Annotated in this window: 15 protein-coding genes and 1 riboswitch; of the genes, 7 read left to right on the plus strand and 8 right to left on the minus strand. The window is 68.6% G+C overall.

The annotated features are described in order from the left end of the window. Positions 1–21: 21 nt before the first annotated feature. A complete protein-coding gene (locus FG154_RS07820; RefSeq protein WP_145106292.1) occupies positions 22–1341 on the minus strand; it encodes an ATP-binding protein in 1320 nt (439 codons plus the stop codon). A gap of 40 nt (positions 1342–1381) precedes the next feature. Here FG154_RS07820 and FG154_RS07825 point away from each other — a divergent pair, with 40 nt between their 5' ends. Both FG154_RS07825 and FG154_RS21860 read left to right on the plus strand, forming a co-directional pair. After that, positions 1382–2296: an MBL fold metallo-hydrolase gene (locus FG154_RS07825; protein ID WP_145106294.1), complete on the plus strand. Its 915-nt coding sequence runs from the start codon at positions 1382–1384 to the stop codon at positions 2294–2296. A 264-nt stretch (positions 2297–2560) separates the two neighbouring features. Beyond that, entirely contained in the window at positions 2561–2893 is a 333-nt protein-coding gene (locus FG154_RS21860) for a transposase (protein WP_145106297.1), read from the plus strand. A 309-nt stretch (positions 2894–3202) separates the two neighbouring features. Here FG154_RS21860 and FG154_RS07835 read toward each other — a convergent pair whose 3' ends face one another. Next, complete coding sequence (locus FG154_RS07835; RefSeq protein WP_145106299.1) at positions 3203–4174, minus strand: DUF808 domain-containing protein; 972 nt, start codon at positions 4172–4174, stop codon at positions 3203–3205. A gap of 369 nt (positions 4175–4543) precedes the next feature. On the opposite strand from FG154_RS07835, the gene gap reads away from it, so the two are divergent. Further along, a complete protein-coding gene (gene gap, locus FG154_RS07840; protein ID WP_145106301.1) occupies positions 4544–5545 on the plus strand; it encodes a type I glyceraldehyde-3-phosphate dehydrogenase in 1002 nt (333 codons plus the stop codon). A 66-nt stretch (positions 5546–5611) separates the two neighbouring features. Here gap and FG154_RS07845 read toward each other — a convergent pair whose 3' ends face one another. From FG154_RS07845 to FG154_RS07865, 5 genes are read right to left on the minus strand one after another with little or no spacing between them, the layout of a single operon-like run. Further along, the gene (locus FG154_RS07845) at positions 5612–6256 is read right to left on the minus strand and encodes an adenosylcobinamide amidohydrolase (RefSeq protein WP_145106303.1); all 645 of its coding nucleotides are present in this window, start codon (positions 6254–6256) and stop codon (positions 5612–5614) included. Beyond that, positions 6253–7005 (minus strand): ABC transporter ATP-binding protein, encoded by a 753-nt coding sequence (locus tag FG154_RS07850; RefSeq protein WP_145106306.1) that lies wholly within the window; start codon positions 7003–7005, stop codon positions 6253–6255. Before FG154_RS07850 ends, FG154_RS07845 begins: the two co-directional genes overlap by 4 nt. After that, on the minus strand, positions 7002–7991 hold the full coding sequence (locus FG154_RS07855; RefSeq protein ID WP_145106308.1) for a FecCD family ABC transporter permease: 990 nt from the start codon (positions 7989–7991) through the stop codon (positions 7002–7004). The genes FG154_RS07850 and FG154_RS07855 overlap by 4 nt, the downstream gene beginning before the upstream one ends. Continuing rightward, positions 7988–8848, minus strand: coding sequence for an ABC transporter substrate-binding protein (locus tag FG154_RS07860; protein WP_145106310.1), 861 nt, complete (start codon positions 8846–8848; stop codon positions 7988–7990). The genes FG154_RS07855 and FG154_RS07860 overlap by 4 nt, the downstream gene beginning before the upstream one ends. Continuing rightward, a complete protein-coding gene (locus FG154_RS07865) occupies positions 8835–10802 on the minus strand; it encodes a TonB-dependent receptor plug domain-containing protein (protein WP_145106313.1) in 1968 nt (655 codons plus the stop codon). The genes FG154_RS07860 and FG154_RS07865 overlap by 14 nt, the downstream gene beginning before the upstream one ends. A gap of 132 nt (positions 10803–10934) precedes the next feature. Further along, positions 10935–11135: riboswitch (cobalamin riboswitch) on the minus strand. 321 nt (positions 11136–11456) lie between these two features. Between FG154_RS07865 and FG154_RS07870 the strand changes: the two genes are divergently transcribed. The 4 genes from FG154_RS07870 to FG154_RS07885 are packed head-to-tail and all read left to right on the plus strand — an operon-like array spanning position 11457 to position 15253. Further along, positions 11457–12521, plus strand: a complete 1065-nt coding sequence (locus FG154_RS07870) for an ABC transporter ATP-binding protein (protein ID WP_145106315.1) — start codon at positions 11457–11459, stop codon at positions 12519–12521. Position 12522: 1 nt separating this feature from the next. Further along, positions 12523–13413: an ABC transporter permease gene (locus tag FG154_RS07875; protein WP_145106317.1), complete on the plus strand. Its 891-nt coding sequence runs from the start codon at positions 12523–12525 to the stop codon at positions 13411–13413. Further along, positions 13406–14206 (plus strand): ABC transporter permease, encoded by an 801-nt coding sequence (locus tag FG154_RS07880; RefSeq protein WP_145106319.1) that lies wholly within the window; start codon positions 13406–13408, stop codon positions 14204–14206. Before FG154_RS07875 ends, FG154_RS07880 begins: the two co-directional genes overlap by 8 nt. 27 nt (positions 14207–14233) lie before the next feature. Beyond that, positions 14234–15253 (plus strand): extracellular solute-binding protein, encoded by a 1020-nt coding sequence (locus tag FG154_RS07885; protein ID WP_145106321.1) that lies wholly within the window; start codon positions 14234–14236, stop codon positions 15251–15253. A 108-nt stretch (positions 15254–15361) separates the two neighbouring features. On the opposite strand, the gene FG154_RS07890 is transcribed toward FG154_RS07885, so the two are convergent. After that, positions 15362–16405: a cytochrome-c peroxidase gene (locus FG154_RS07890; protein WP_145106324.1), complete on the minus strand. Its 1044-nt coding sequence runs from the start codon at positions 16403–16405 to the stop codon at positions 15362–15364. Positions 16406–16529: the final 124 nt, after the last annotated feature.

Genomic DNA, 16529 nt, shown 5'->3' on the forward strand with positions numbered 1-16529 from the left:
TGACCGGGCGGTGCCCTGATTTCAGCGGGCGAGCGTCAGCTCGGCCCGGAGGCCGCCGAGGGTCGGGCTTTCGCCCAGACGCAGCGTGCCGCCGTGGCTGCGCGCGATGTCCATCGCGATCGTGAGGCCGAGGCCGACGCCCCCGCCGCGGTTCTGGTTGCGCGCCTTGTCGAGCCGGGTGAAGGGGCGCAGCGCCTCGTCACGCCGGTCCCGCGGGATGCCCGGCCCGTCGTCCTCGACCGTGATGCGCAGCGCCCGCTCGCCAAGCGCAACCGAGACCTCGGCCCGGCTGCCGTAGCGCACGGCATTGCCGACCAGATTCTCGAGCGCCCGCCCGACCGCAGCCGGACGCAGCGCCACCGTGCCTTCGCCGTCGGCCCGCACGAGCGTCACCTTCTGCCCTGCGCGCTGCGCATTCTCGACCACACGCGCCACGAGGGCCAGCGGATCGACCTGCTCGGCCTCTTCGAGCGCATCGCCGCGCACGAAGGAGAGGAACTCGTCCACCAGCCGCTCCATGTCGGCCACGTCGCGCAGAAGCTCTTCGGCTTCCTCGGGGTCGGACAGCATCGACAGCCCCAGCCGCAGCCGCGTCAGCGGGGTGCGCAGGTCGTGGCTCACGCCCGACAGCATCAGCGTCCGCTGCTCGATCTGCCGCTCGATCCGGGCGCGCATCTCGAGGAAGGCCTGCCCCGCCGCCCGCACCTCGAGTGCCCCGCGCGGCCGATAGGCGGTGTGCTGGCCCTTGCCGAACGCCTCGGCCGCGTCCGCCAGACGCTTGATCGGCCGAAGCTGGTTGGACAGGAACAGGTAGGCGATCACCGTCATCAGGATCGAGGTCACGATCATCAGGACGAGCAGCTGGTGGGGATTGGAGGCCGACAGGCGCCGACGCTCCACCGCAACCGACAAGGGCCCGGCCGCCGTATCAAACAGAAGGCGCACCTCGTTGTCCGCGTTCACGAGATCGACGGCGGCGAGTTCCGGCAGACCGCCGTGCAGGGCCGGGATGAGCTGGCGGCCCGACAGGTCCCAGAAGTCCCGCCGGTCCTGCACCTCGCCCCACTCGGCCGGCAAGGCCACGCGGAACTCGAGCGCCTGCGCCACGGCCGCGGCGCGCGCCTCGGCCTCGGCCGGACCGGGCGCGCGGTTGACCTCGTCGATCAGATGGCGAAGCTCGATCATCAGACCGCGCGCCATCTGCCGGGTGACGCCCTCGTAATGGCGCTGGATGAAGGATATGGAAATGACCAGCTGGATCGTGACGATGGGCACGATCAGGATGAGGGCGGCGCGGCCATAGAGGCTGCGCGGAACGACGGACTTGAGCGGCGCGAACATGGTCCGAGCCTAGCCGCGCACCGGAGGAGAGGAAAGAGCGATGGAGAGGCCCGAAGCCGGTCGCTGCGTGACGCTGGAGCCGGGCCTCCGGCGCGTGCTGGCGCCGAACCCGTCGCCCATGACGCATTGGGGGACCAACAGCTACATCCTGGGCGAGGGAGAGGTGGCGCTGATTGACCCGGGCCCGGATCATGCGGCCCATTGCGAGGCTCTGCTCGCCGCCCTCGCCCCCGGTGAGCGGATCAGGACGATCTTCGTCACCCACGCCCACCGCGACCACTCTCCCCTCGCCCGTCCGCTCGCGGCCCTGACCGGGGCCGAGATCCTGGCGTTCGGTCCGGCGGACGCGGGGCGCAGCCCGCTCATGAGCGCCTTTGCCGGGGATCTGGGCGGCGGCGAAGGGGTGGACGAGGGATTCGCCCCGGATCGGTGCCTGGGCGACGGCGAGCGGACTGCGGGCCCGGGCTGGGAGATCGAGGCGATCCACACACCGGGCCATTTCGGCAATCACCTCTGCCTTGCGTGGGGGGACCGGTGCTTTTCGGGAGATCACGTCATGGGTTGGGCAACGTCGCTGGTCTCGCCTCCCGACGGCGACATGGGGGCGTATCTGTCGTCTCTCGACCGCCTGGGCGCGCGTTCCTGGCGGATCTTCCATCCCGGCCACGGCGCTCCCGTGACACGGCCTGCGGACCGCATCGCCTGGCTGGCCGCGCATCGGCGGGAACGCGAGGCCGCGGTCCTGCGGGAGTTGTCGGCCGAGGCGGCGCATCTGTCGGAGTTGACGGCTCGGGTCTATCGCGACACGCCGCCCGCGCTTCACCCGCAGGCGAGCCGCAACCTTCTGGCACATCTTCTCGACCTCTGGCACCGGGGCCTTGTGATCGCCACCCCGAGCCCGTCACCGGAGGCTGTCTTTGCGATCGCGGGCCCCGGCGGGCCCCTCTGTCTCTGAATCGCGAACGCAGGCGATGATCGCGCTGAAAACCCTGCTCGTGAACGCGCCCCAGCCGCTGCGCGAGCAGTTCATCGCCGTCACCGGCCGCATGACCCTGATCCGGGGACTGGCGGCGCTGCGACCCGGCCCCTGACTTCGACGACTGCGTCGGCGAAGACCACGCTGCGCGCGCTCGCCCGCCGGTGGTTGGCGCGTGACGGCGAGATCAGAAGGCATGATGCCGCTCTCGAGGCGCCGGTCCGCCAGCGCACGCCAACCCTGATGGCGACGCCGGGCATCTCCACCGGCACGGTCGCCGAACTGCTGCTCGCCCTCGGCGACAACCTGGACAGGATCCGGCCCGAGGCGGCCTTCGCCAAGCAGTGCGGCGTCTGCCCTATCCCGGCCTCCAGCGGCAAGATAACCCGCCATCGCCTCAACAGAGGCGGGCACCGATTGGCCGGGAACGCGGCCAACGCAACGGGAAACGGGTCATCGGTGGCGGAAGGGCCACCGTCAGGACCGCCCTCACTCTCGCTGCACTGCACGCGTCACGTCATTCGGCGACGTTCAGAGCATTCCGAAAGAAGCTGCAGGATGCAGGAAAACCGGTGAAAGCCGCTTTGACTGCGACGGCCAGGAAGCTGCTCAGCGTGCTCAACAGCATGATCGCGGACGGAGCCTGCTTTCGAGAAACTCAGCCATCCTGAACACACTTGCCGGCAAATCCGGCGCGGGTCAGAGTGCCTACGAATACATCTGCAAGGTCTGAACCTCAGAGCCGGATCGATCCATCCTTGGCCCGATCCACCAGATGCCGGAACTGAACACCCAACGTCTTTGGCAATACCCTTGATCCGGCCGAAGCTGGACCTCGCCGGACAGGTGAGCGCAGGTCGAGGCCGTGCGACGGACATGAAGCCCCTACTGGTGCGGCGCGTTTCCAGGCCGGAGCCGGGCGACGAGCCCCCAGGCGGGGGCGATGATCCGGGTCGCCACCGGGATCAGCGCGAGGCCGAGGGCCAGCCCGAAAAGTCCGTCGAAGAAGGCCGTGACCAGCCATTCCGCCAGGCCCGGCGCCTGTGGAACCAGCGCGGCCGCGGCCACCGCAATGTCGTGGATGTGGTGGTGCAGCCAGCCCCAGCCAAGCTCGTAGAGCCCGTGGATCACGATGGCCCCGCCGACCCAGATCATCGCGGCCGTGCCGACCCCGGCGAGAAGCTTCAGGAAGCGCGGCATCCCGTGCACGATCCCGCGCCCGAGGGCACGCGTCACGGCAAGCCGGCCGCGCAGGCTCATCAGCACGCCCAGGTCATCGGCCTTCACGATGGCCGCGACCCCGCCATAGACCAGCACCGTAATGCCGGAGCCCGCCGCAGCCAGCGAGGCCGCCTTCATGGCGATCCCGCCGGGTGGCAGGGCCGCCAGCACGATGGTCATGATCTCGGCCGAGAGGATGAAGTCGGTCTTGATCGCCCCCGCAACTTTCTGCTCCTCGAGATGGGTGGGATCGCCCGAGGCCGCCGCGTCCGCCTCGTGGTGGCCGCCGAACAGATGGGCCACCTTCTCGGCCCCTTCGAAGCAGAGGTAGGCCCCGCCGAGCATCAGCAGCGGCGCGATCGCCCAGGGCGCGAAGGCCGACAGCAGCAGCGCCGCGGGCAACAGGATCACCAGCTTGTTGAAGAACGAGCCCTTGGCGATGCGCCACACGATCGGGATTTCGCGTGAGGCGTCAAAGCCCTGCACATATTTCGGCGTCACGGCCGCGTCGTCGATGACGGCGCCCGCGGCCTTGGCACCCGCCTTGGCGGCCTGCCCGATCACATCGTCCACCGATGCCGCGGCGACCTTGGCGATCGAGGCCACATCGTCCAGCAAGGCCAGCAAGCCGCTCATGGTCATCCCTCTGGCTGTTCACGCAGGACCGTTGTGGCAGAAGCCGCAGGCCGCCGGAAGGGCCGTGGCTGCGGCCGCCCTATGGCGGGCGGGCTTGCGCCGGCAACCTGCCCCCCTCCATGGGACCAGCCGCATCCCCTTCTGCCCGACGATCCCGCTTGCGCTCCCCCCCGACCTCTGGCTCAACGGGGCCGCCGCGACCCTGGTTCTGCCGCGCAAACTCTTCCGTCTGGTAAATCTTCGCGTCTTCTGGCGCTGGTTTCCTCGTTTCTTAGGTTGAATTGCGTTCGGATCTGGGGTCGTTAGCCTGAAGACCATCCGCGTGCGCGCGACTCGTCGCCCGCGCCCGCCAATTGCTGGGAGAGCTCTATGACCGTGAAAGTGGCAATCAACGGCTTCGGCCGCATCGGGCGCAACGTGCTTCGCGCCATCATCGAATCGGGCCGGACCGACATCGAGGTGGTGGCGATCAACGACCTCGGCCCGGTCGAGACGAACGCGCACCTGCTGCGCTTTGACAGCGTGCATGGCCGCTTCCCTGCCACCGTCACCACGACCGCGGACTCGATCGACGTGGGCCGCGGCCCGATGCAGGTCACCGCGATCCGCAACCCGGCGGAACTGCCCTGGGGCCATGTCGACATCGTCATGGAATGCACCGGCATCTTCACCGACAAGGAGAAGGCGAAGATCCACCTCGAGAACGGCGCCAAGCGCGTGCTGGTCTCGGCCCCCTCGACGGGCGCCGACAAGACCATCGTCTATGGCGTGAACCACGAGACGCTGACCGGGGAGGATCTCGTCGTCTCGAACGCGTCCTGCACCACGAACTGCCTGTCGCCGGTCGCCAAGGTCCTCAACGATGCCATCGGCATCACCAAGGGCTTCATGACCACGATCCACTCCTACACCGGCGACCAGCCGACGCTCGACACGATGCACAAGGATCTCTACCGCGCCCGCGCCGCGGCGTTGTCGATGATCCCGACCTCGACGGGCGCGGCCAAGGCCGTGGGCCTTGTGCTGCCGGAACTGAAGGGCAAGCTCGACGGCGTGGCGATCCGCGTGCCGACGCCGAACGTCTCGGTGGTGGACCTCGTGTTCGAAGCCTCGCGCGCGACCAGCGTCGAGGAAGTGAACGCCGCCATCCGCGAGGCCGCCGACGGCAAGCTGAAGGGCATCCTCGGCTACACCGACCAGCCCAACGTGTCGATGGACTTCAACCACGATCCGCATTCGTCGATCTTCCACCTCGACCAGACCAAGGTCATGGAAGGCAACATGGTGCGCATCCTGACCTGGTATGACAACGAGTGGGGCTTCTCGAACCGCATGGCGGACACCGCCGTGGCGATGGGCAAGCTGATCTGAACCGGGCGGGATCGCCTGTCGGGGCCGGCCTTCGGGCCGGCCCTTTGCTTTGCGCAAGAGGCGGCCTCAGCCGCCGTTGCGCTCGGCGAGCCACTGGCGCGCGCCGCCGAGAACCGCCTCGCGCACCGCCGCCCCCACGGCTTCGCCCACGGCGGTGTGAAGCCCGGCATACCGCCCCTCGCCCGGCCGGCAGGCCATGACCAGACAGTCGGTCCCGGTGCCGGTGGCAAGCCCCGTCGGCAGGACCAGACCCGCCTCAAGCACCGCGGCCGTGCGGGCCTCGACCGCGATCGACAGCGCCTCGAGCTGTGCCGCTTCGGTCAGGCCGGTCTCGGCCACGACCAGCAGGTTGATGGTTCCCGCCACCCGCTCGGACACAAGTCGCCGGCCAACCGCCTCGGCATTGCCAAGCCCGACGGTGGCCAGGCAGGCGGCGCGCACCCCCTCGACCGCGGACGACGCAAGATGATGACGGCGGACATCGCGCGAGGTCAGCATCCCCACCGCAAGGCCCAGTCCCCGCGCCGACATCTGCTCGCCGAGCCAAGCCTCGGCGTCGAGCCCCGGGCCCAGATCCCGGTCGCGCACCTCCCGCCAGATCACCCGATCGGCCGTGACCCAGCCCGGACGGTGGGGCGCCCAGCTCAGCAGGCGCATCGGCGCGGGCAGTCGGGCGATCAACCAGGGCCGATCGAGCGCGACCTCGATCACCGCGTGACGCCCAGCGGCTGGAACACCGGCCCATCCGGCGTATCGGCGAAGAAGGCGCGGACCCCGAACACGTCCGAGAGATTGGCCGCCGTCAGCACAAGCCCCGGAGAGCCGTCCGCCACGATGCGCCCCCGCGCCATCAGCAGAAGCCGCGTGCAATGCCGCGCCGCAAGCCCCAGATCATGGATCGAGGCCACCACCGCCCGCCCCTCGGAGGCCAGGTCGCCGAAGACCTGCATGGCGCGGATCTGGCTCTCGGGATCGAGGCCCGCCACCGGCTCGTCCGCCAGGAGCAGCGGCGCCTCCTGCGCCAGCGCACGGGCGATCAGCACCCGCGCCTGCTCCCCTCCCGACAGGGCGGTGGCTATGCGCTCGCGGTAGCCCGACAGCCCCATCCGCCCCAGCGCGCGCGTCACCGCCTCGCGGTCGGCCGGGGTCAGCTGGCGCCCCATGTGAGGCACGCGGCCCAGCGTCACCAGCGTCTCGACGTCAACGGGCCAGGCGATCTCGCGCGCCTGCGGCAGGAAGGCCGCCGCCCGCGCCCGCGCCCGCGGCGACAGGGCCGCAAGGCTGCTTTCGCCCGAGGCCGGCAGAAGCCCCATCGCCGAGCGCAGAAGCGTGGTCTTGCCGGCGCCGTTCGGGCCGATGAGTCCCACGAACTCACCCGGCGCGACCCGCAGCGACACATGATCCACCACCGGACATTCGCCGCGCCGCACCGTCAGGTCCGAGAGGGTAAGCAGGCTCATGCCTCGACCCTCCGCATCCGCCAGATCAGATGCAGGAAGAACGGGGAACCCACGATCGCCGTCAGCACCCCCAGCTTGAGATCCCGGTCCGGCGCGATCACCCGAACGGCGATGTCGGCGGCCAGAAGCATGGCCGCCCCACCCAGGGCCGCAGCCGGCAGCAGCCGCGAGGGCCGCGCCCCCACGAGCGGCCGCAGGATGTGCGGCACCACAAGGCCCACGAAGCCGACCGCCCCCGCCACGGCAACCGCCGCGCCGACCGACAGCGCCGTGCCGAGGATCAGCGTCAGCCGCAGCCGCCCGAGCCGCACTCCCAGCGCCTCGGCCGCATCCTCGCCCAGCGTCAGCGCGTCAAGCCCGCGCCCGAGCGTGAGCAGCAGCACGGTCCCCGCGATCATGAACGGCAGGGCCAGCGCGACGTGGCTCATGGATCGGTCCGCGAGCGAGCCCATCATCCAGAACACGATCTCCATCGCGGCGAACGGATTGGGCGAGAGATTGAGGACCAGCGCCACACCCGCCGCCGCCAGGGCCGAGATCGCAACCCCCGCAAGGATCAGCGCCAGCGCGCCGCCGCGCGGTCCGGCCAGCCCCAGGATGAGCAGCACCGACAGCGCCGCCCCCGCCAGCGCCGACAGCGGCAGCGCCAACGTGAAGGCCGCCGCGATCCCGGTCTGAAGCGCGATCACCGCCCCAAGCGCGGCGGATGAGGAAACGCCCACAAGCCCAGGTTCTGCCAAGGGATTTCGCAGGAACCCCTGCAGCGCCGCGCCCGAGAGGCCCAGCACCGCGCCCACCGCCAGCCCAAGGATCGCCCGCGGCAGCCGGATCTCGCGCATCACGAGGACGACGGCCTCGCCGCGCCCGGCCAGCAAGGCCTGCAGCGACTCGCCCAGGCCAAGCGCCGCAGGCCCGACCAGCAGCGACACCGTGAAAAGAAGCGCCACCGCAAGGGCCAGCGCGCCGAGAAGAAGGGGATATCTCACCGGGCTCCGTCCCACTGGGTCAGGCGCTCGCTCTCGAGCCCCCGGCGCGCCTCGACCATGGAGCGCAGCGCGGGCAGGATCGCCGGCGTGCCGCAGATCCAGTCGGCGTCCGAAACCTCGGCCGCGCCCGCGTCGCTCTGCACCGCGCGCAGGGCGGGATGGACCAGAAGCTCCTCGGCCCGCGAGGCGCCGGGATAGGCGGTCGAGGTCACGATCATGTCCGGCTCGGCCATCACCAGCCGCTCGAGAGGCAGGTTCCCGCCCCCGTCGAGCCCCAGTTCCGCCGCCACGTTGGAAAAGCCCGCGTGCCGCAGGATCGCATCGGCCAGGGTGCCCGAGCCTGTCGTGTAGCCCGACGGGTAATACATCGCGGCCCGCGCAGGCGGCAGGTCCGACCGCAACCGCTCGAGCCCCGCCTCATAGTCGCGCACCATCCCTTCCGCCTGCGCCTCGCGGCCGAGTGCGCGGCCCACGATACGCAGATGCTCGCTGACGTCGGCCAGCCCGTTGGCTGGCGGCAGTTCGACCACCTCGACCCCGAGCCGCCGGAGGAGATCGACGCTCGAACGGGCGGTGAAGGTGCCGGCCAGCACGAGGTCGGGCTGCATGAGGAACACCTGCTCGGCCTGTCCCCGGTTGGCCGGATAGGCCCGCGCCTCCTCGACCATGGCCGACGTCTGAGGCTCGCTCGCAAGATGCGAAACCGACAGGAGCTGTCCGGGCGCCGCCAGCAGCATGGCGAGCTGATCGGTGCAGAGATTGATCGAAACCACCCGCCGCGGCCCCTCGGCCACGGCGGGAGCGGCGGCGGCCATCCCCGCCACCACCGCCAGCGCAAGCCGCCTAGAAGCGCGCACGCAGCCCCGCAAAGACAGCCCTCCCCGAGGTTCCGTAGCCCGGAACCTGTTCATACTCTTCGTCAAACAGGTTTTCCACCCGCAGATAGGCCTCGCGTCCCGCGCCGAGATCCTTGGTCAGCGTGGCATCGACGAGGCTGTAGTTCTCGACCGGAGTGCCGAAGTCGTCAGGACGGTCCATCGCCGTGGTCAGGCCGATCCGGCCATGCAGCGTCGGCGTCAGATCCGACGTCAGCTCGACCGCCACCAGATGCCGCGGCACGCTGGCCCATGTGGTCGCGGCGTTGGTTGCGCTGTCGGTGTAGGTATAAGCTGCGGCCAAGCCCAGCGTCTCGGTCAGCGCCAGTGTGCCCGACAGTTCCAGACCACTGCGCCGCGACGTGCCCGGAACTTGGCTGTAGCAGCCCCGACCGACGGCGCAGCCCATGGCGTTCGGATTAAAGTCGATCAGTTCTTCGACCTCGAGGAAGAAGGCGGTGGCGCGAAGCGATGTCCCTTCGGCAAACGCATGCTCGATGCCAAGATCAACGTTCCGGCTTTGCTCGGGGTCGAGATCGGCCGACCCAAAGTCGCTGAACAACTCGTAGTTCGATGGCGCGCGGTAGCCGGTGCCGGCCTGAGCCCGCAGGATCGTCGCCTCATCCAGTCGGTAGGCCAGCGCGAAGCGGCCCGAGTCGAAGCCGCCAAAGGTCGAGTGATCCTCATGCCGAAGCGACAGCGTCAGGTCGAGGTCGCCAAGGCTGCGGGTGAATTCGCCGAGAACCCCGGTTGTCGAGCTGTCAGCTGAGAGATCATCCCAGTCGAAACGCTGATCGAAGTCCTCGTTCTTCCAGTCGGCGCCAAGGATCATCCGCCCGCCGGCAAGATCGAAGCCGCCTTGCCAGTTCACGCCGGTCCGCCGGCCCTTGTAGGTGTTCTCTGTCTGGACGATCCTGGTGCCATAGGTGCCTGTCGCGATGTCATAGTCGAGGTAATCGGGCCCGACCTCGTTCTCAAAATAGGTGCGTTCGGTGCGGAAATCGGTGACGCTGACCGAGTGGCTCACCGGCCCGGTGTCAAACTCCGCGAAGGCACGAAGGCCGGTCGAGCTTCGTTCGAGGCGTTCGTCGTAGCTTTCGCCATCGCCCAGCCGCACCTCGGACGCGAGGATCTCGTCAAAGGTCAGACGCCGACCAAGGAACGACGACGGCAGATAATAACCCGGGTCGTACTCGCTCTCGCTTTTCTCGGTGAAACCGTTGAGGCCGATCCGCACCCCGTTCTGCAGCGTGCGGGCGACATGGAACGACAGGCGGTCGAGCTCGTAGCCGTCGGCCTCGGTGTTGCCATCGCTTTCGCTCGCGTTCGAGAAGCCGTCGGACTGGACATGCGACAGGGTCAGCGCGGCTTCCCAATCGTCCGAAAGATGGGTGATGCCGTAGGAAAGCGCCACGGTGTTCTGGCTGCCGATCTCGGCCGCGACGGACTGGTGCGTGCCCTCCTCGGTCGGACGCAGCGTGGTGATCGTGACGACGCCGCCCACCGCCCCCGAGCCATAGAGCGCCGACTGGCTGCCTTTGAGCACCTCCAGGCGCGATACGTCGACAGTGGTCAACTGGCCAAAGTCGAAGGCGACCTGCGTAGCGGTCGGATCTGTGACGTCGATCCCGTCCACGAGGACGCCGACATAGTTCTGCGAGGCGCCGCGGATCGCGATGCCGGTCTGGCTGCCCATCCCGCCGCGGGTGTTCACGCTGACCCCGGGCAGGCGGCGCAGCACGTCGGAAAAGCGCAGGTCGCCGGTTGAACGCAGGTCGTCTGCCGTCACGACCTCGACCGTCGCGCCCGTGCGGCTCGCCTCGGTCTCGCTGAGGTTCGCGGACACCACGATCTCGTCCAATGCGATGTCCTGCGCCTGAAGCGGCAGCGGGCCGGCGGCCAGCAGTGCCAGAAGGGAAACGGCTGTCTTCTTCATCTGTCCCTCTCCGTCCGGGGTGTCATCCCCGGGTTCGTCTGTCGATGTCCTTGGAAAGGGAGGCCCCTCCGCCGACGGTGAAAGCGTCACCTGAAGCGGATGGACCGCCTCCCGCACGCGCCCCGCGTGCGGGAAAGGGTGATCGCTCCGGCAGGTCTCCTGACTCGCGGGTCTTCGCTCGGACCGGCCTTCCCGGGAAAACCCAGTGGCGTGATCGGTCGTCGCTCGCCGCCTACAGTTGCGGGGGCAGCCGCGGATTCGGAAGACACCCCCCCTCACCGCGTTCCCTTTTCATCCGGCCATGACGCCGGAACCGAAGCCGTTTCTCAATAGGACAAGTGTCGTCGCTGTCAAGCGCGCCATGTGCAGCGGCCAAGGGTCGATCCCTGCCGCTCCGGTTCGGGACGGGCCCAGTTGAACGCCTCGCAGCGCGGCCCGGCCGAGCGGATCCGGCACATGATCGACACACTTCCGGCTGCGTCCGGGTGCGCCCCGGCAGGACACCAGGCGTCGATCAGACGCTGCGCAGAAACCGTGCGCGTCGTGGCGGCCCGAGGCAGCACCCTGCCCCTTTGGTCGATTTGCGAGCACGACGGTTGCTTTCGCGCCGCGCCGCCGCCTAACCTCGTGACAAGACCTGCACGGAGGCCCTCCTTGACCGCACCCACAGCCGTCGAAGCGCGCAATGTCGTCAAGGCCTTCGGGCAGGGAGAGGTGGCCGTTCGCGCATTGGACGATGTGTCGGTCGGCATCCGCAGGGGCGAGTTCTTCACCCTGCTCGGGCCCTCGGGCTGCGGCAAGACCACGCTCTTGCGGCTGATCGCGGGATTCGAGGCGCCGACCTCGGGGGCGATCCTGCTCGACGGGCGCGACATCACGGCCGATCCGCCGAACCGCCGCCCGATCAACACCGTCTTCCAGAGCTACGCGCTCTTTCCGCATCTGACGGTGGCCGAGAACGTGGGCTTCGGGCTCAGGATGCAGGGCAAGCCGCGGGTCGAGATCGAGAATGTCACCGCGCGGATGCTGGCGCTCGTGCGTCTCGAGGCGCTGGCGGGGCGGAGGGTGGCGCAGCTGTCGGGCGGGCAGCAGCAGCGCGTGGCGCTGGCACGCGCGCTGGCGCCGCAGCCGCGGGTGCTGCTGCTGGACGAGCCGCTCTCGGCGCTCGATCTCAAGCTGCGCAAGGAGATGCAGATCGAACTGAAGCGCCTTCAGAACGAGACCGGGATCACCTTCGTCTTCGTGACGCACGACCAGGAGGAGGCGCTGACCATGTCGGACCGGATCGGGGTGATGAGCGCGGGCCGCATCCTCCAGATCGGCCCCCCGCGCGAGATCTACACGCGGCCCGCCAACCGCTTCGTGGCCAGCTTCATCGGCGAGACGAACTTCCTGCCCGCGCGTCACGCGGGCGGGCGCGTCACGCTCGAGGCGGGGGGCGAACTCGCGGTCGAGGGCGGGCCCGAAGGGCGGGTGACGGTCGCGGTGCGCCCCGAACAGGTGCGCCTCGTGCCGCCGGACGAGCCGGGCGCCCTGCCCGCCACGATCCGCAATCTGGTCTATTTCGGCACCGACACCCATTGCCATCTTGCGCTGGCCGACGGGACGGAGGTGGTGGCACGGCTGCAGAGCAGCGCCTCGGGCGATCCGGGGCTGGAGCCCGGCCAGCCCGCGGGGCTGCGCTTTGCGCCGGGCGCCGTGCAGCTCCTGGGGGACTGAGATGGCCCGCCGCGACAGCGCGCGCAGCGGCTGGCTCCTTTCGGCGCCCGCGCTTGCGATCCTCTTCCTCGCGGCCTCGGGGCCTCTTCTGGTGGTGCTGATCTACAGCTTTCTCGAGAAGGGCCAGTATGGCGGCGTGATCTGGGAGTTCTCGTCCGAGGCCTGGTTCGAGGTGTTCTTCACCCGCGACATCTTCTCGGATGAGGTCAGCCTTGCCGATGCGCATCTTGCGATCTTCTGGCGCTCGGTCAAGCTGTCCCTGATGACGACGGCCATCACCTTCGCCGTGGGCTTTCCGACCGCCTGGTTCATCGCGACGCGCCCGCCAAACCGGCGGGCGCTCTGGCTTTTCCTCATCACCATTCCGTTCTGGACCAACCTGCTGATCCGCACCTTCGCCATCAACGAGGTGATCCGCAACGAGGGCATCCTGAACACGCTTCTGATCCGGGCCGGGCTGATCGGGCGGCCGATCCAGATCCTCTACACCGACACGGCGGTGCTGATCGGCATGACCTACGTCTATCTGCCGCTGATGGTGCTGCCGCTTTTCGCCGCGATCGACCGGTTTGACATGCGGCTCCTCGAGGCGGCCTACGACCTCTATGCCAGCCGCTGGCAGGTGCTGCGCCGGATCATCCTGCCGCTGGTCAGGCCCGGCATCGTCGCGGGCTCGATCCTCGTCTTCGTGCCCTCGCTCGGCGCCTATGTCACGCCGCGGGTGCTGGGCGGCGGCAAGAACATGATGATCGGCAACTTCATCGAGCTTCAGTTCGGGCAGGGCCGGAACTGGCCGCTGGGGGCCGCGCTCTCGATGCTGCTTCTGGCGATCGTGATGGTGGCGCTTCTGGTCTATGTCCGCGCCGCAAGCCGGGAGAGCGGCCATGGGTAGAAGCTTCGACGTCACCAGCCTGCCGGGCGTGACCTTCGTCGCCGGGCTCGCCTTCCTCGCGCTCTACGCGCCGATCTTCACGCTGGTGGCCTATTCCTTCAACGACGCGAACGCGATCTCGATCTGGGGCGGCTTCTCGCTGCGCTGGTACGAGGCGGCCTGGGCCAACCGCGAGGTGCAGGCGGCGACCGCCCGTTCGCTGGTGATCGCCTCGGCGGCTTCGGTCATCGCGACGTCGGTCGCCACGATGGCGGCCCTCGGCACCACCCGAAGGGCCGCCTTCCGCGGGCAGACCTTCATCTATGTGGCGATCAACCAGCCGCTGATGGTCCCCGAGATCGTCACCGCCGTTGCGCTGCTGATCGTCTTTGCGAGCGTGAAGGTGGCGACCGGCTATTCCGGGCTCGGCTACCTGATTCTCGCCCATTCCGCCTTCTGCATCCCCTTCGCCTATCTGCCGATCCGGGCCCGGCTCGAGGGGATGGATCTCAGCCTCGAGACGGCGGCGGCGGATCTCTATGCCAACCCCTGGCAGACCTTCCGCCATGTCACCCTGCCCCTGATGGCGCCGGGGATCGCGGCGGGCGCGATGCTCGCCTTCGTCATCTCGCTCGATGATGTCGTCATCACCGAGTTCGTGAAATCGGCGGGGCAGGACACGCTGCCCACCTACATGCTGGGCCAGATGCGCCGGGCCATCACACCCGAGGTCAACGCGATCTCGACCGCGCTTCTCGGGCTGACCGTGGCGCTGCTGACCGTCTTCTTCCTGCTCACCCGAAAGCGGGAGTGAACCCGCCGACCCAACAAGGAGAGACCGATGAAACATATCGCAGCCACAGCCCTGCTCCTCGCCTCGACCGGCCTCGCGGGGGCGGCCGAGCTGAACCTCTACAACTGGGGCAACTACACGAGCGCCGAGCTTCTGGCGAAGTTCGAGCAGGAGACCGGGATCAAGGTCACGGTCACCGATTACGACAGCAACGACACGGCGCTGGCCAAGATCGAGGCGGGCGGGCACGGCTTCGACCTCGTGGTGCCCTCGGCCAACTATGTGGGCATCTTCCGCGACAAGGGCCTCCTGACCGAGCTTGACCTGTCGAAGATCCCGAACCACGCCAACATCGCCCCCGAATGGAAGGATGTGGAGTGGGATCCGGGCCGCGCCCATTCGGTGCCGTGGCAGTGGGGCACGACCGCGATCTCGGTCAACACCGCCGTTTACACGGGCGACATCAACACCTCGGCGGTCTGGCTCGAGGTGCCGGACGAGCTGAAGGGCAAGGTCAATGTCGTGCCCGAGATGAACGACGTGGTGGCGCTGGCCACGATGTATGCCGGCGGCGAGCCCTGCACCGAGGATCTGGAGGTGCTGAAGAAGGCGCGCGACCTGCTGCTTGCCGCCAAGCCGCACTGGATCTCGATGGATTACGGCGCGACCGAAAAGCTCTCGAACAACGACTGGGCGGCCTCGGTGAACTGGTCCGGCTCCTCGATGCGGGCGCGGCTCGCCAATCCCGACGTGGCCTATGGCTATCCCCGGGAAGGCTTCATCACCTTCATGGATTCGGTGGCGCTGCTGCGCGATGCCCGCAATGTCGAAGAGGCCTACCAGTTCCTGAACTTCATCCTCGAGCCGGAGAATGCGGCGCTGATCTCGGCCTTCGCGCGCTATTCGCCCGGTGTCAGCGGGGCCGAGGAGTTCCTGCCCGAGGACATGAAGACGGCGCCCGAAGTGGTGATCCCGGCCGAGTTCGCCGACAAGGGCGTGTTCCTGCCGGCCTGCGGGCCGAAGGCGCAGGAATACATCACCGCGATCTGGACCGAGCTTCAGAAATAGGCCCGCGCAGTCGCGGCGCTGGCATCGCGGACACAAGAGAGGGCGGCCCGAAGGCCGCCCCCGTTTCGCATGACCGGCTGGACAGCCGCCCGGCCGGCCCGGTGGCCGTCACTCGACCTTCACTTCCGAGGTCGGGCGCGGCGTGCTGGCCGTTTCCGGCGGCAGCACGGGCGTCGTCACCGTCGGCATGGTGCCGGTCAGGCTGTCGAGGAAGGCCACGACATGACCGACTTCCTCGTCCGTCATGGTCTCGCCAAGCTGGCTCTCGGCCATGATCATCACCGCCGTCTTCAGATCCCAGACCTTGCCCGAGTGGAAGTAGGGCGCCGTCACCCCCACGTTGCGCAGCGGAGCGGCACGGAAGACATATTCGTCATCCACCGTCGCCGTGACGGCAAACCGGCCCTTGTCGCCCTCGGGCAGAATGTCGGCGCCGGGCTTTTCGATCAGGCCGAACGGATAGTAGCCATGCCCGCCCACGTTCACGCCCGAGTGGCAGCTCGAGCAGCCCTTGTCGATGAACAGCTCGAGCCCCGCGCGTTGCTCGGCCGTCAGGGCCTCGTCGTCGCCGTTCAGGAAGGCATCGAACGGAGCGGGGGTGATCAGCGTCGCTTCAAAGGCCTCGATCGCCTTGGCCATGTTGTCGAAGTTGGTGGGCTCGGCTTCGTCCGGGAAGGCGCCGCTGAACCACTCGACATATTGCGGCATCGAGCGGAGCGTCAGTTCCACCTGCGCCGGCGTGTTGGCCATCTCGACACCCGCCTGCACGGGGCCCTTGGCCTGCGCCTTCAGGTCCTCGGCGCGGCCGTCCCAGAACTGGGCCTCGTTCAGCACCGCGTTGAGCACGGTGGGCGAGTTCCGCGGTCCCTTCTGCCAGCCGTGGCCGACCGAGGTTTCCATGTTGTCGTCGCCGCCCGTGGTCAGGTTGTGGCAGGAGTAGCACGAGAACACGCCCGAGGCCGACAGCCGCGGATCGAAGAAGAGCGCCTTGCCAAGTTCGATCTTCTCGGGGGTGATCCGGTTGCCCTTCACGGCGGGCACCGTCGAGGGCAGCGGGGCGAAATATTCCAGCGCCTTGTCCCGGAGGACATCGGCCTGTGCCGCGCCGGCAAGCGCCGTGGTCGCGATCAGTGCGGTGAGGATCAGGCGCATGGGGGTCTCCTGTGCAATCGTTTACGCGCTGACCGGAGGCTAACCTGCGCAGGGATGCTTTCCTTGACTTAGATCAATTCTAATATGCCAGCCTGGCGCGATTTCGGATGTGCCGCTTGCTTCC

The sequence above is a fragment of the Cereibacter sediminicola genome, assembly GCF_007668225.1.
GTDB classification, from domain to species: Bacteria; Pseudomonadota; Alphaproteobacteria; order Rhodobacterales; family Rhodobacteraceae; genus Cereibacter_A; species Cereibacter_A azotoformans.

What these genes read in the sequence shown, in the direction of transcription:
- FG154_RS07880 (WP_145106319.1), top strand. Translation starts at nt 13,406, where the DNA reads ATGGGTAGAAGCTTCGACGTCACCAGCCTGCCGGGCGTGACCTTCGTC.
- FG154_RS21860 (WP_145106297.1), top strand. Translation starts at nt 2,561, where the DNA reads ATGGCGACGCCGGGCATCTCCACCGGCACGGTCGCCGAACTGCTGCTC.
- FG154_RS07825 (WP_145106294.1), top strand. Translation starts at nt 1,382, where the DNA reads ATGGAGAGGCCCGAAGCCGGTCGCTGCGTGACGCTGGAGCCGGGCCTC.
- FG154_RS07875 (WP_145106317.1), top strand. Translation starts at nt 12,523, where the DNA reads ATGGCCCGCCGCGACAGCGCGCGCAGCGGCTGGCTCCTTTCGGCGCCC.
- FG154_RS07850 (WP_145106306.1), bottom strand. Translation starts at nt 7,005, where the DNA reads ATGAGCCTGCTTACCCTCTCGGACCTGACGGTGCGGCGCGGCGAATGT.
- FG154_RS07890 (WP_145106324.1), bottom strand. Translation starts at nt 16,405, where the DNA reads ATGCGCCTGATCCTCACCGCACTGATCGCGACCACGGCGCTTGCCGGC.
- FG154_RS07885 (WP_145106321.1), top strand. Translation starts at nt 14,234, where the DNA reads ATGAAACATATCGCAGCCACAGCCCTGCTCCTCGCCTCGACCGGCCTC.
- FG154_RS07820 (WP_145106292.1), bottom strand. Translation starts at nt 1,341, where the DNA reads ATGTTCGCGCCGCTCAAGTCCGTCGTTCCGCGCAGCCTCTATGGCCGC.
- gap (WP_145106301.1), top strand. Translation starts at nt 4,544, where the DNA reads ATGACCGTGAAAGTGGCAATCAACGGCTTCGGCCGCATCGGGCGCAAC.
- FG154_RS07835 (WP_145106299.1), bottom strand. Translation starts at nt 4,174, where the DNA reads ATGAGCGGCTTGCTGGCCTTGCTGGACGATGTGGCCTCGATCGCCAAG.
- FG154_RS07865 (WP_145106313.1), bottom strand. Translation starts at nt 10,802, where the DNA reads ATGAAGAAGACAGCCGTTTCCCTTCTGGCACTGCTGGCCGCCGGCCCG.